Below are 14,896 nucleotides of genomic sequence, written 5' to 3'. Positions count from 1 at the left end.
GTTTTTAAATGATAAATAAAGATATTTTAATTTTAATTTATATGAATACTAGTCCTAATAATTTAAAAAATAATAAGAATAATTTAAAATTAAAATAGTTAATTTAGATGCATGATAAATCAAAAAAGGGGAATAGTATTAATTGAAGATGATGTAGCGCTTGGCAGCTCAATATCGGAGTTATTGAGCCTGAGTGGTTTTAATGTCAACTGGTTCAAAGATGGTGTTGATGCACTGGTATACTTAAACAAACACATACCCGATATTATTATTAGTGACTTGATGATGCCTAATATGAATGGAGAAGATTTGTATTTTTTTTTAAAAAAAAATGGCAAACTAAACGCAGTGCCATTTGTAATAATTACTGCTAATATAGACGATAGCGTTCAATATAAGCTACTTGAAAATGGAGTTAATGATTTTATTGTGAAGCCTTTTAAAGTTAGAGAGTTAATTTTCAAAGTCAATAACTTGCTAGAATTCAAAAATAATATAGAAAAAAAATTTAAACCAGATCCCTTTTCAAAAGTTACTATAAAATTATCTGAAAAAGATTTTCTTACCAGTGTAAATGAACATTTGTTGAATAATTTAAAATTGAATGTTGATATTGATGAATTGTCCAAAAAACTTTTCATCAGTAAATCAACTTTAGATAAAAGAATCAGAAAACTTACAAATAAGAACATTAGCCAATATATGAGAGAGTTTCGATTGGATTACGCCATTAAGCTGATTCATCTTGGAGAAAGAAACATACAGTTCTTGGTTCATGAAACAGGATTTAATTCGTTTTCATATTTTACCACAAGTTTTAAGTTATATAGTAATCTGACGCCCAGAGATTATATAAAATCCATCCATAACGACAGTAAATTACTAGAGAATAACCAAGAAAATAAGAGGTAATTAATTGTTGTATTTTTTAATTTTATTTTTGCAAACTTGTAATAAAATCTCGACTTTTTACGAGTAAAAGAAAATCAGTACTTGTTTATAAATAAGTTTAGGTTTTGTCTCTTTTTACATCACTAGCTTAGATCATAAACAATTTATTTTTTGATATTTTACATGTATTAAAACACTTTATTTATGGTCCCGTAGGTTAGCAAAAAAAAGGCTGTCCGAAAAATAATTTTCGAACAGCCTTTGTAGTGCTTTACACTCTAAAGAATTACGGTACGTACCAGAAAGGTCCTTGTGTGATAATTTGAGAAGAGGTCAAATTAGGAACATTTGCAGAGTTTGCATTGTATTCTGATAATGGGTATATAAGTCTCTTAGGTCTTGATGGCTGTAAATTAAAACCATTAATTGATCCCGGTATAACAGGGAATCCGGTTCGTGTGTAATTTATATAGTTTTCAACACCATGAATACTGCTTAATGCAATCCATTTTTGAGTTAATATCGCTTGTATCTTATTAGAAGAAGCAGCCCATCCAAAACCGGATTTAAGATTTATCTCAGTCAAGTATGTGCCTATTGTAGCTCCTAAATAAGTAAAAGAAGATTGTACGCCTTCGTTGAACAAAGTTTGCGCACTTCCAGTAGTTAGAAATCCTCTTTGTACTGCTTCAGCTTGTAAAAATTTGCTTTCTGCTAATAACATTAGTGCTCCTGATTTAGAAGATCCAGCTGCTGTTCTTTGTGCAGTATTGGCTCCAACATAATTAGATAGTCCTAATCCAAATCTTGAAGTTCTTTTACCATGGTGCTAAGATTTAAAAAAAAACCACCCCAAAAAATGGGATGGTTTTGAATAATTGAATTAAGTGATAACTAGAATTTATCCCAGAATATTTTTGTTGTTAATAAATCTCCACCAATTGCATTTGAGGCTGTTGTGTAGTTTGAATTGTTTACTTGTTGTTCAAGAACTGGGTAAGCCATTCTTACAGGAACTTTTCCTCCGGCATTAGTTATAGCTGAACTTGGCGCTGTCAAAATTGGAAAGTCTAATCTTCGCCAGAAATTCCAAGAAGTTAGACCTTGGTTATACATAGCTACCCAAGCTTGCTCTCCAATTGACTTTTTCCAATTAGAAGCATTGAATGGATTTACAACAAGGTAAGTTGATGCTTCTGATGTTGTACCACCCCATTCTAATATTGAAGCTGTTACTGCAGTTCTGTATGCACTAGGAGCAGCAGTTGGATTCCAACGTGCATTAGCTTCAGCAATATAGAAAGCAACTTCAGTATAGTTTAAGATAACGCCTGGTGTAGTTTCAGTGTACGCATAAGATCCGATATGTGAGAAATCAGCAAATTCTCCACCTTGTCCAATGGTTTGTCCGACATAGCCACCGCCTGTAACTTCCTCATAATAATTATCTATTCTTGGGTCATTTGAGGCCGCCATGTAATCGATTAAGGTTTTTCCAGCAAAAAAGTCATCTCTGCCACTTGCAGAAAGATTTTCATACAAAGGATTGAAGTTTGGAGATGCTGCAAGATATTGAAATTGACAATTTCCAGTCGGCGACGTTATTACTCCTGCTGCAATAGCTTGTAGTGCTGTAGATTGGGCTAAAGTTGGATTTACATCAGCAATCGCAATAGCAAGTTTTAATTTTATAGAATTTGCTAATGCTTTCCATTTAGCAATATTACCACCGTAGTATATGTCCCCATCGTTAAAAGATTTAAACCCAGTTGCATTCGTGTTTAGATTGGAGATGTCTTCATTAATTCTTTTAATTAGGTCAGTGTAAATGGTCGACGCGTCATCATAAGCTGGCAATGGAAAATCGTTCACATTTGCACCTTGGATATAAGGTATATTACCAAAAGTATCAACTAGATTTTGATAAGTGTAAACCTGCATTACATCGATAATAGCTAACTGGTTTTTTTTGTTAACTGACCATCCTGATGCTTCATCTGCTGTAGGTGCGTAATTGATAATAATATCTTTAGCTTTCCCTAAATTATTAATTACGCTTACATAGTTTAATGAAAATATATTATTAGATACGTTTCTGTTTGTAAAGTCATAATTACTTTCGTTCACATAAGTAGTTTCTTGCCAATATTGCATTGTAAGCCTAAAATTGTTAATATTAACACTTGGAGTGTTAACATAGTCGCTTAGTTCTTTTTGAGCGAAATTTAGTAATGATCCTGGCACAGCAGTATATGCACTATTGGGATCGGTATTTATATCTTCACTAACACATGCTGTCATTAACAAACATATGGTTAGTATTGCTATGATTTTTTTCATTTTCATCTTTTTAAAAATTAACTTTAACATTGAAAGAAATATTTCTCGTAGTGGGCATAGGTCCAGACTGGTAACCTTGAGTGTTACCAGATGATAATCCAGCTTCAGGATCAGCGTAAGGTAAACTTTTATCTATTATCCATAAGTTATTACCTATTACACTAAATGATGCACCTTTTATTGATTTTCCGAGAATAGTTGAAGGAAGACTGTACGTAAGAACAACTTCTCTAAGTTTTACAAATCCAGCATCATATAAAAATGCAGCAGCTGGTGGATCTGTACCTAATACTTGGCTTGATTGAGATCTGTCTAATCTCGTTGTATTGGTTATATACATTGGTTGACCGTTAGTAGAAGTAAAAGCAGGATTAGCCATTACACCTTGTAAAAGCTCTCCTCCGCCGTTAGTTAGTGTGTTTCTTACGGGGTTGCCTAAATCGTTAGTTCCAACAGAATTAGCATAGATTCCTGTTCCATATCCGTAATATTGGTCAAGTGAAAATATACTGCCTCCTTTTTTGATATCAATCAAAAAACTGAAAGAAAGGTTCTTATACGTAAATTTATTATTTATACCTCCTGACCAATCTGCTTGATATGTTCCTAATTGATTATCCGTAGTGGTAGAAACAACATATGCTCCATTCTCACCAATTATTCTATTGCCTAAGTCATCAAGTTCATAAGTTGTTCCCCAAATAGAACCATAATCGCGATTTAATGGTGCATTAATGCTGATACCACCTTGAAGGGAGTTAATATTAATGTTTTCAATTCCAGGAGCTAATTCTGTAACTTTTGTGTTTGGATTTGCCCAGTTTACATTTACATCCCAGTCAAAATTCTCTGTTTTGATTGGTGTAAAGTTAAGTGATACTTCAAACCCTTTTGTCGTCAATGTTCCTGCGTTTATAGTTGTAAATGCTGCCCCTGTTGCCGTTGATACTGGTAGTGGTAAAATTTGGTCAAAAGCTTTATTCTCAAAGTATGCTACGTCAAAGCCTAATCTGTTTTTTGCAAATTGCATATTTAAACCAAATTCAATATTATCCAACTGTTGTGGTTTAAGATTTGGATTTTTGGCATTAGTATTATAAGAATAAACTGGTGTTTGAAAAGGTGTAAGTGAATTATAAGTATTTTGTAATTGATTTGGATCTGTATCTGAACCTACTTGTGCATATGCGGCTCTAAATTTACCAAAATTAATAAATTCAACATCTTTTAACCAATTTGAGAAAACGACAGTTCCAGAAATCGCTGAATACCAATATGCATTATTTTCAACTGGTAATGCAGAAGATTGATCTCTTCTTACAGAGCCTTCTAAGTAGTAAGTCCCTTTGTAGCCTAAAGTTGCCTGTGTGAATAAACCAAGAATTTGTTTTTTAGTATCAACAATTCTAGGTAATGTTGGAGCGGATACTGAGTTAGATATTGTGTATAATCCCGGTATAAATAAGCCTCCTGAAGTTGATTGTTGATTTGAAAATCTATTTTGTACATTGTAATTAGTACCTACTATTACACTTAAATTTAGTTCTTCAGCTAAATCTTTTTTGTACGTCGCCAAGAAGTCATAATTTTGTTCGCTAAAATTATAAATATCTAATGCATAACCCGAAGGTTGAGCCGGTAAGTTAGCTAAATTTGAGTTTGATCCAATAACATTTGGATAAGAGCCTGTAGCTAATCTGTCTTCTGTTCTTAAATTAAATCCATCAGTACCTGCTCTTCCTAGTAAACTAAATTCTTTTGATATGTCGTAAGTTACACTTGCATTAGCAGCAAATCTTTCTCTTGTATCGGTATTGTAGTTTTGGTTTCTTTGAAAATAAGGATTGTCCCAATACGCAGGTGAAATATTAGTTGCGTTCCTTTGATTCCACGTGTAATTTTGCTGCCCTAAATTGTAAAACTGCTTTTGTTCCTTGATATCTACATTGGTTGCCCACCATTGTCTAAAGTTAGACATTACATTACCATTATATCCAGTTGCGTTTCTGTTTCTCGTGTTTTGATTAACATAGGTTGCGTTGAAGTTAGAACTTAATTTATCGTTAAATTTATAACTTGCTGCCGCATTAAAGTTGTTTTTGCTTAATAAAGCGTTTGGTAAAACATCATCACTTTTTGTATTTGCGTAAGTCAGTCTATAAGTCGCTTTATCTGAACCTCCGCTAAGAGATATGTTATTAATTGTTGAAGATGCTGCTTCAAAAAAGCTTTCAGGAGTATTCTGTGCAACAACCCATGGAGTTGCTTGTCCAAAAGTAGCAGATCCTGGTACAAAAGCATCATATTGAAAAACAAGGGATCCATCATACTTAGGTCCATAAGATGCATCATCTCCAGTTCTCGCTCTAGGCTGCCCTTGATATGTTGAAAACACTTGTCCGAAATAACCTTGTCCATATTCCGTTTGGTATTTTGCAAAAGTGGACTTGTCAATCGTGGATCTAGTGTAAGATGAAGAAAATTCTACGGATAAATCTTTACCTGCTTTTCCTTTTTTTGTTGTTATTATTATGGCTCCGTTTTGTGCTCGTGATCCATATAATGCAGTCGCAGCTGCGCCTTTGAGGACATTGATTTCTGCAATGTTATTCGGGTTAATATCTGATGCCGCATTTCCGAAGTCTAAACCTCCACGACCTCTTCTTTGGTCGCCACTGTTTACATTAGTGTTTAATATTGGCACGCCATCGACAACAAATAATGCTTGGTTATCTCCCAACAAAGATTTAAAACCTCTAAGAACTACATTTGTAGATCCCCCAAAGTTTGTTCCATTAGTTACGCTAAGTCCTGCAACTTTACCAGATAAGTTGTTGACAAAATTTCCAGTTGGCACAGTTGACACTTGTTCAGCCGTAACTTGTTGTGAAGAATAACCTAGAGATTTTTTCTCTCGTTTAATTCCCAATGCCGTTACCACGACAGCGTCAAGTTCATTTGTAGCATTGTTTAACTTTACGTTAATAATTAATGTGCTAGCTGTCTTTTCTTGAGTCATCATCCCAATGTAACTAAATATTAGCACTTGGGTTGATGAGGCTCTGATGGAATATTTCCCGTCAAAATCAGTTTGTGTTCCAGTATTTGTTCCTTTTACTAATACACTCACGCCCGGTAAAGGCAATCCTGCATTGTCAGAAACAACACCTGAAACAGCTCTTTCTTGCGCGAAAGTTAGCTGCGCAACAAGTACTACAAGTAGTACAAAGAATCCATTGAACTTTAGTTTCATTTTATAAATATTTTGAATTAGTTTAGCAAATTTCTTAATAATTTGTTAATATTCCTAATTATTTATTGTTAAAAATTAGCGATAATTTAATTTTTTCAATAAATACTATTAATTAGGCAGTATTTTAGGTTTATTATAACAAAAATCAAAAAATATCTCATCAAATCATGTGTTTTGTGATCAATAGGCTCATAATTGTTTGTGGAAATCTAGATTTTTTTTACTGCTATGCTCTTATGTAATGTAAATGTCCTGTTAAAAAAAGTAGAGACTGGATATTGTGTCTTACTGGATTCTAAGGAAATAGATATGAAAACTGCATACCATATCAAAAAAGGTTTTAAATTCTTTTATTTAAGTTTGAAGTAAGTTAGGAAGTAAAACAATGGCTATAAAACAATTTTTATTTAGGGGTGTTGTTTAAAATTAATGAGATGAAGTTGAAAATTAATTTAAAATGCTGTTCGCAATGTTTTTTGATTATTATTTTTTTAAGCTTGACTTTTTTTAATAGAACAAAAGTCGTGTAATCTGTTTCTAATGTTTTAAAAAGATACATTATAGCTGATGTGTACAATTGTATTGTTTATTTCTAGAGGTTGATTTGTGGTCCTCCCGCTGGCAAGTGCTAATTTGAATAATCCATTTTTTGTTAATAATCCCAATCCCATTCCAATGCCTATTAAGTTTTCTTTTTTGTCTTGTTGGTCTATTGCGGATTTATCTTTGTAAATACTGTAATCTAAAATTGAATGAACGTAAAGATTGGGAGATACAATATAGCGATATTCCGTGAGTAGTGAAGTCATGAGGTAGGCTTGCAGGCTATTTTCAGCAAAACCTCTGACGCTGTTGAATCCACCAAAACGGTGTAATTCGTTGGTGACATAAGTATTGCTTTGTAAATAATAATTAAGGCTATTGATATGGATGGAATTTTTTTTATTTAGGTTAAAGTTGTGTACGGCTTGAATGTTTATAAAATACTGGTTGCTTTTTGTTGTGTTTTCGGATTGGGTATTAAGTGCTCTGCTTCCTATTCCTGATTGTAGTGTGAGGCTTGATTTTGTAGGAAAAACAGAATTGGCTGCATCCAATTTGATATAATTAAAACTTGACGTTAGGAACGAATTATCGAAATCGCTAATTGAATTATTGTTTAAATTTTGGATAGCGCTGGATTCTGTTTTTTGGTATCCTAAATAAAATCGGGTGTTGTAATTAATGAAGTAGCTCAGGTCTATTGCGGTTTTAGTGTTTTGAAAGGTCGTGTCTTGTCGGAATAGCTGAATTTGTGCTTTTAGGCCTATTGGAGTTTTTAGCAAATAGGGCAATTCTACACTTGCTTTAAATGTTTTTTGGTTATTGCCATCGCTTTTCCAATATACTGAAAGTTGTTCGCCGGTACCTAAAATATTTTGGAGTTGTACATCTAAATATCCATTCAATGTGATTTTTTGATTTTCATTGTTAGAAAATCCAATGAAACCGTCAAATGTGTTTGATTTTCTTTTTTGAAGATAAACGTACACTTTTGTGGTATCTTTTGTAAATAGAATTTCCGGATATTTTATTTGACTGATGAATCCAAAATTTTCAAAATCAGTGTAAATCTGATCGAGTACTTTTTGGTTAAAAATGCTTGTTTTGTATTTTCTGTTTAGTTGAGCAAAATGTCCGGATGGGAAATTTGTAGTTGAATTTGTGTCTTCGTAATTTATGGTTATCGCATTTAAGATTCTTTTCTTGTCGGTTTCTATTTTTAAATTGGCGTACAAAACGGCATTTATTCTTTTGATGTTTGTCAGCTTTAGTTTAGCTAATGCAAACCCATTTTGTTCTAATTCTTGTATTTTTTTACGCAAGTAAAAATCTATTTCTGGGTAAGGTAGTATAATAGTTTCTTCTTCTTCTTTTAAAAGTATAGGAAGGTTTGGTTTTTTGTTGCTACCTATATATATATGTATCGCTTTTATTTTTTCTCCTAAATGTATTTTAGCACGATAACTGGAGTCATTTATTTGGATTAGTGGTCCGGTAATGTTGTCAATGTATCCAATTCTTGAAAGATCTTCGGACAGCCTGTTTAATTCAATCTCAATTGACTTTGTGTTTGTGTGTTTTGGGTTATATTTTAAAGAGTCGATTGTCTTTGTTTCCAAGGTTGATTTTCCTGTAATTAGTACCTGAAAGCTTTGAGCAGAGCAGTGTAGGCCTAAATTAAAAAGGAGAATATAAATAAGGAAGTGCTTCAAGTGAATTTTGTTTTATTAAATAGAATGTAAATATCTGCTTTTTGCGATTAAAATCGAATGATAAAATAATCTTATTGAAAATTAGTAGATTAACGTTTGTAGAATAAAAAATATTTTCTACATTTGCAACCCCGTAAAAAGCGGGAATTTAATATAATAAGAAATTTTTAGTATTAATTATGCCAACAATTCAACAATTAGTAAGAACAGGAAGAACTCAGATAACTAAGAAGAGTAAATCGGTTGCTTTAGATTCTTGTCCTCAAAGAAGAGGGGTTTGTACGCGTGTTTACACTACAACACCAAAAAAACCAAACTCTGCAATGCGTAAAGTAGCGCGTGTACGTTTGACAAATGGTAATGAAGTAAATGCGTACATCCCTGGTGAAGGACACAATCTACAAGAGCACTCGATAGTATTAGTTAGGGGTGGAAGGGTAAAAGATTTACCAGGAGTTAGATATCACATCGTTCGTGGTGCCCTTGATACGTCAGGAGTAGCAGGAAGAACGCAAAGAAGATCTAAGTACGGAGCAAAACGCCCAAAAGAAGCAAAAAAGTAATTAATTAGTTTAAAGTCTAAAGTCAAAAGTCTAAAGTGTATTTTGTACATTAAGTCGTTGTGGCGTTATGACATTAAGACTTTTTTTAAACAAAAAGACATGAGAAAAAGAGCGGCAAAGAAGAGACCACTTTTACCAGATCCTAGGTTTAATGACCAACTGGTAACACGTTTTGTGAACAACTTAATGTGGGATGGAAAAAAATCGACAGCGTTTAAAGTATTTTATGATGCAATTGACATCATTGAGTCTAAAAAACAAGATGCGGAGAAACCATCATTAGAAATTTGGAAAGATGCCTTAACCAATGTTATGCCTCACGTAGAAGTACGTAGTCGTAGAGTAGGTGGAGCTACATTTCAAATTCCGATGCAAATTCGTCCAGACAGAAAAATTTCTATGGCGATGAAATGGTTAATTCTTTATTCTAGAAGAAGAAACGAAAAATCGATGGCTCAGAGGTTAGCTTCAGAATGTTTAGCTGCGGCTAAAGAAGAAGGAGCTGCTGTTAAGAAAAGAATGGATACTCACAAAATGGCAGAAGCTAATAAAGCATTCTCTCACTTTAGATTTTAATTCTTAAGAAATGGCTAGAGATCTAAAATATACAAGAAACATAGGAATTGCTGCTCACATTGATGCTGGTAAAACAACAACAACAGAGCGTATATTATTCTACACTGGAAAATCACACAAAATTGGTGAAGTACACGATGGTGCTGCAACAATGGACTGGATGGCACAAGAGCAAGAAAGAGGTATTACAATTACTTCTGCAGCTACAACTTGTGAATGGAATTTTCCAACTGAACAAGGTAAAGTTTTATCTGAAACAGCTCCTTATCACTTCAATATTATCGATACACCGGGACACGTTGACTTTACAGTTGAAGTAAACCGTTCTTTGCGTGTTCTTGATGGTTTGGTTTTCTTATTTAGTGCTGTTGATGGTGTTGAGCCTCAATCAGAAACGAACTGGAGATTGGCAGATCAATACAGAGTTCCACGTATTGGATTCGTTAATAAAATGGATAGACAAGGATCTAACTTTTTGATGGTTTGTCAACAAGTAAGAGATATGTTGAAATCAAACGCAGTTGCAATCACTTTGCCTATTGGTGAAGAAAATGATTTCAGAGGTGTTGTGGATTTAGTTAAAAATCAAGCTATAGTATGGCATGAAGAAGGTTTAGGAGCAACGTATGATATTGTGCCTATTCCAGAGGATATGCTTGAAGAAGTGAAGGAGTACAGATCGATTCTTATTGAGGCAGTAGCTGATTATGATGAGACTTTACTTGAAAAATTCATGGAAGATGAAAACTCTATTACAGAGGAAGAAATCAATATTGCATTGAGAGCTGCTGTAATGGATATGGCTATCATTCCTATGATTGCTGGTTCTTCTTTTAAAAATAAAGGAGTTCAATTCATGTTAGATGCAGTATGTAAATATTTGCCATCTCCAATGGATAAAGATGGTATTGAAGGAATTCATCCTGATGATGCTGAATTGTTAGAAGAAGATCAAACTAAAATATTGCGTAAGCCCGATGTTAAAGAGCCATTTGCTGCTTTAGCTTTCAAAATTGCTACTGACCCATTCGTAGGTCGTTTAGCTTTCTTCCGTGCTTACTCAGGACGTTTAGATGCGGGTTCTTACGTTTTGAACACACGTTCAGGAAATAAAGAAAGAATTTCTCGTATTTACCAAATGCATGCAAACAAACAAAACCCAATCGATTATATTGAAGCGGGTGATATTGGAGCGGCAGTTGGATTTAAAGATATCAAAACTGGAGATACGTTGTGTGATGAAAAACACCCAATTATTCTTGAGTCTATGAAATTCCCAGCACCGGTTATTGGTATTGCAATTGAACCTAAAACTAAGGCTGACGTAGATAAAATGGGTATGGCTTTGGCTAAATTAGCTGAAGAGGATCCTACATTTACGGTTAGAACAGATGAAGCTTCTGGGCAAACTATTATCTCAGGTATGGGTGAGCTTCACTTGGACATCTTAGTTGATAGAATGAGACGTGAATTCAAAGTTGAAGTAAACCAAGGTGAGCCTCAAGTTGAATACAAAGAAGCATTTACAAAGTCTGCTCAACACAGAGAAACGTACAAAAAACAATCTGGTGGTCGTGGTAAATTCGGTGATATCGTATTTAGATTAGAGCCAGCTGATGAAGTTGATGGTAAAGCTCCTGTTGGATTGCAGTTCGTTAATGCTGTCAAAGGTGGTAACGTTCCTAAAGAATATATACCATCTGTAGAAAAAGGTTTTAGAGAAGCTATGAAAACTGGTCCTTTAGCAGGATATCAAGTAGATAGTTTGAAAGTAACTTTATTGGATGGGTCTTTCCATCCTGTGGATTCTGATGCACTTTCTTTTGAGCTTGCAGCAAGAATGGGGTATAGAGAGGTAGCTAAAGCAGCTGGTGCTGTTATATTAGAGCCAATCATGAAAATGGAAGTGATTACACCTGAAGAAAACATGGGAGATATCGTAGGTGATATCAACCGTCGTAGAGGTCAGGTAAATGATATGGGTGATAGAGCGGGTGCTAAAACCATTAAAGCCGATGTGCCATTATCAGAAATGTTTGGTTATGTTACTACTTTAAGAACTTTATCTTCAGGTCGTGCAACATCAACAATGGAATTTTCACATTACGCTGAAACTCCTTCGAATATTTCGGAAGCAGTTATCAAAAAAGCAAAAGGAAACGCTTAATCTTTAAGAAAATGAGTCAAAAAATCAGAATAAAACTAAAATCTTACGATCACATGTTAGTAGACAAGTCTGCTGAAAAGATTGTAAAAACAGTTAAAAGTACAGGAGCAGTTGTTACAGGTCCAATCCCATTACCAACTCACAAAAAACTTTTCACAGTATTACGTTCTCCACACGTTAACAAAAAAGCAAGAGAGCAATTTGAAGTAATGTCATACAAGAGATTGATTGACATTTATTCCTCTTCATCAAAAACTATTGATGCCTTGATGAAATTGGAATTGCCTAGCGGTGTTGAAGTAGAGATCAAAGTTTAAGTAGCTTACTAGTAAGAAAAGGACGCTGTTTTTAATCGAAAATTATTTTTTTGGTTTGTGTGTAAATATGTTATACATTTGCACCCACTTAAAAAATAGGATTTGGTTAAAAGCTGCGTTCTATATTTATATTTAATAATTAATAATTAATAATTATGTCTGGGTTAATTGGTAGAAAAATCGGCATGACTAGCATTTTCGACGAAAACGGGAAGAATATTCCTTGTACAGTAATCGAAGCTGGACCATGTGTTGTTACCCAAGTCAGAACCAAAGGTGTTGACGGGTACGAAGCGTTGCAACTTGGTTTCGATGACAAAAACGAGAAACATTCCACAAAAGCGGCTTTAGGTCACTTTGCAAAAGCGGGAACTGTAGCTAAGAAAAAAGTCGTTGAATTCCAAGATTTCGCAACAGAACAAAAATTAGGGGATCTTATTGATGTTTCTATTTTTGCTGAAGGAGAATTTGTAGATGTACAAGGTGTATCTAAAGGTAAAGGTTTTCAAGGGGTTGTAAAACGTCACGGTTTTGGTGGTGTCGGTCAAGCAACTCACGGTCAACACAACCGTTTAAGAGCGCCGGGTTCTGTAGGAGCGTCTTCTTATCCATCCAGAGTATTCAAGGGAATGCGTATGGCTGGACGTATGGGAGGAGACAATGTAAAAGTTCAAAACCTTAGAGTTTTAAAAGTAGTGGCTGAAAAGAACCTACTTGTTATTAAAGGATGTATTCCTGGATGTAACAACTCTTATGTAATCATTCAGAAGTAATGGAAGCAAAAGTATTAGATTTCAACGGAAAAGATACTGGAAGAAAAGTGCAACTTTCTGATTCAGTATTTGGTATAGAACCAAACAATCACGCAGTATACCTTGATGTTAAGCAGTATCTTGCTAATCAAAGACAGGGAACGCACAAAGCTAAAGAAAGAGCTGAAGTAGCGGGAAGTACGCGTAAGATTAAAAAACAAAAAGGAACTGGTACTGCTCGTGCGGGTAGTGCAAAGAATCCATTGTTTAAAGGTGGTGGAACAGTTTTTGGACCAAGACCAAGAAGTTATTCATTTAAATTGAATAAAAGCTTGAAACGTTTGGCTAGAAAATCTGCTTTCTCTATTAAAGCAAAAGAATCGAATATTATCGTTCTTGAAGACTTTAATTTTGAAACACCAAACACTAAAAATTTCATCAACGTTTTGAAAGCTTTAGAGTTAGAAAATAAAAAATCTCTGTTTGTGTTGGGTGATGTAAATAAAAATGTATATTTGTCGTCACGCAATTTAAAAGGCTCTAGCGTAGTAAGTAGCTTAGAATTAAGCACTTACGATATATTAAACGCTAATAATTTAGTGCTTTTAGAGAGTTCTTTGGAGATAATTGAAGAAAATTTAAGTAAATAATAGGATATGAGCATCATAATTAAGCCTATAGTAACGGAAAAAGTAACCAAAGAAAGTGAAGTTTTAAACCGCTTCGGATTCGTTGTTGACAAAAAAGCAAACAAAGTGCAAATTAAGAAAGCTGTTGAGGCTGCTTATGGAGTAACTGTTTTAAGTGTCAATACGATGAATGTTAGGCCAGATAGAACTACTAAATACACTAAAAGTGGTTTAATAAGTGGAAAGACGAATGCAACTAAAAAAGCAATTGTTCAAGTACAAAAAGGAGAAACAATTGATTTTTACAACAATATCTAAGATAGAAAAATGTCAGTAAGAAAATTAAAACCTATTACCCCAGGTCAGCGATTTAGAGTTGTGAATGGTTATGACGCCATTACAACTGATAAGCCGGAACGCTCTTTGATAGCGCCGATAAAAAACTCTGGTGGTAGAAATAGTCAAGGAAAGATGACCATGCGTTATACGGGTGGTGGTCACAAGCAGAGATATCGTATCATTGATTTTAAACGTACTAAAGAAGGAATTCCTGCTACGGTAAAATCAATTGAGTATGATCCAAATCGTACTGCATTTATCGCTTTGTTAGCGTATGCTGATGGAGAAAAAACGTATGTTATTGCTCAAAACGGATTGAAAGTTGGTCAGAAATTAGTTTCTGGTCCTGAATCTCAACCCGAAATTGGGAATACATTACCGTTGAGCAGAATTCCTTTAGGAACTGTTATTTCTTGTATCGAATTGAGACCTGGTCAAGGAGCTGTAATCGCTCGTTCAGCTGGAACATTTGCTCAATTAATGGCAAGAGATGGAAAATATGCGACAATTAAAATGCCTTCTGGTGAGACAAGATTGATCTTGTTGACGTGTTCGGCTACAATTGGAGCTGTGTCTAATTCAGATCATCAATTAGTTGTATCAGGAAAAGCTGGTAGAACAAGATGGTTAGGTAGAAGACCTAGAACAAGACCTGTAGCGATGAACCCTGTCGATCACCCAATGGGTGGTGGTGAAGGTCGTTCTTCTGGTGGACATCCACGTTCAAGAAATGGAATACCAGCAAAAGGTTATAGAACTCGTTCTAAGAAAAACCCGAGTAACAAGTATATCGTAGAACGTAGAAAGAAATAAT

Annotated in this window: 12 protein-coding genes and 1 pseudogene; 9 read left to right on the top strand and 4 right to left on the bottom strand. The window is 34.4% G+C overall.

Features of this window, described 5'->3' with window-relative positions:
• Nucleotides 1-111: 111 nt before the first annotated feature.
• Nucleotides 112-912 carry a response regulator transcription factor gene (locus EKM00_RS08255; RefSeq protein ID WP_126451830.1) on the top strand — a complete coding sequence of 267 codons (801 nt, stop codon included), beginning with the start codon at nt 112-114 and terminating at the stop codon, nt 910-912.
• A 265-nt stretch (nt 913-1,177) separates the two neighbouring features.
• On the opposite strand, the pseudogene EKM00_RS08250 reads toward EKM00_RS08255, so the two are convergent.
• The 4 genes and pseudogenes from EKM00_RS08250 to EKM00_RS08235 all read right to left on the bottom strand — a co-directional run.
• Nucleotides 1,178-1,651 (bottom strand): annotated as a pseudogene (locus EKM00_RS08250) (SusD/RagB family nutrient-binding outer membrane lipoprotein); the annotation flags it as partial.
• Between the two features lie 134 nt (nt 1,652-1,785).
• Complete coding sequence (locus EKM00_RS08245) at nt 1,786-3,192, bottom strand: SusD/RagB family nutrient-binding outer membrane lipoprotein (protein ID WP_233592269.1); 1,407 nt, start codon at nt 3,190-3,192, stop codon at nt 1,786-1,788.
• A 49-nt stretch (nt 3,193-3,241) separates the two neighbouring features.
• A complete protein-coding gene (locus EKM00_RS08240) occupies nt 3,242-6,484 on the bottom strand; it encodes a SusC/RagA family TonB-linked outer membrane protein (protein ID WP_126515856.1) in 3,243 nt (1,080 codons plus the stop codon).
• A gap of 545 nt (nt 6,485-7,029) precedes the next feature.
• The gene (locus EKM00_RS08235) at nt 7,030-8,739 is read right to left on the bottom strand and encodes a hypothetical protein (RefSeq protein WP_126515855.1); all 1,710 of its coding nucleotides are present in this window, start codon (nt 8,737-8,739) and stop codon (nt 7,030-7,032) included.
• 179 nt (nt 8,740-8,918) lie between these two features.
• Between EKM00_RS08235 and rpsL the strand changes: the two genes are divergently transcribed.
• The 8 genes from rpsL (at nt 8,919) to rplB (ending at nt 14,895) form a co-directional block, all read left to right on the top strand.
• Nucleotides 8,919-9,302, top strand: a complete 384-nt coding sequence (rpsL, locus tag EKM00_RS08230) for a 30S ribosomal protein S12 (RefSeq protein ID WP_007136570.1) — start codon at nt 8,919-8,921, stop codon at nt 9,300-9,302.
• A 99-nt stretch (nt 9,303-9,401) separates the two neighbouring features.
• Nucleotides 9,402-9,878 carry a 30S ribosomal protein S7 gene (gene rpsG / locus EKM00_RS08225; protein ID WP_035668130.1) on the top strand — a complete coding sequence of 159 codons (477 nt, stop codon included), beginning with the start codon at nt 9,402-9,404 and terminating at the stop codon, nt 9,876-9,878.
• A gap of 10 nt (nt 9,879-9,888) precedes the next feature.
• Nucleotides 9,889-12,045, top strand: a complete 2,157-nt coding sequence (gene fusA, locus EKM00_RS08220) for an elongation factor G (protein WP_126451835.1) — start codon at nt 9,889-9,891, stop codon at nt 12,043-12,045.
• Between the two features lie 11 nt (nt 12,046-12,056).
• Nucleotides 12,057-12,362: a 30S ribosomal protein S10 gene (rpsJ, locus tag EKM00_RS08215; RefSeq protein WP_011963470.1), complete on the top strand. Its 306-nt coding sequence runs from the start codon at nt 12,057-12,059 to the stop codon at nt 12,360-12,362.
• A 155-nt stretch (nt 12,363-12,517) separates the two neighbouring features.
• Nucleotides 12,518-13,135: a 50S ribosomal protein L3 gene (gene rplC, locus EKM00_RS08210; protein WP_126451836.1), complete on the top strand. Its 618-nt coding sequence runs from the start codon at nt 12,518-12,520 to the stop codon at nt 13,133-13,135.
• Nucleotides 13,135-13,764 (top strand): 50S ribosomal protein L4, encoded by a 630-nt coding sequence (rplD, locus tag EKM00_RS08205; RefSeq protein ID WP_126515854.1) that lies wholly within the window; start codon nt 13,135-13,137, stop codon nt 13,762-13,764. Before rplC ends, rplD begins: the two co-directional genes overlap by 1 nt.
• Nucleotides 13,765-13,770: 6 nt before the next feature.
• Nucleotides 13,771-14,061 (top strand): 50S ribosomal protein L23, encoded by a 291-nt coding sequence (rplW, locus tag EKM00_RS08200; RefSeq protein ID WP_126451837.1) that lies wholly within the window; start codon nt 13,771-13,773, stop codon nt 14,059-14,061.
• 9 nt (nt 14,062-14,070) lie between these two features.
• Complete coding sequence (gene rplB, locus EKM00_RS08195; RefSeq protein ID WP_059114053.1) at nt 14,071-14,895, top strand: 50S ribosomal protein L2; 825 nt, start codon at nt 14,071-14,073, stop codon at nt 14,893-14,895.
• Nucleotide 14,896: the final 1 nt, after the last annotated feature.

It is taken from the genome of Flavobacterium sp. RSP15 (genome assembly GCF_003968755.1).
Classification (GTDB): domain Bacteria; phylum Bacteroidota; class Bacteroidia; order Flavobacteriales; family Flavobacteriaceae; genus Flavobacterium.
This window is presented reverse-complemented; position numbering and strand designations above follow the sequence as displayed.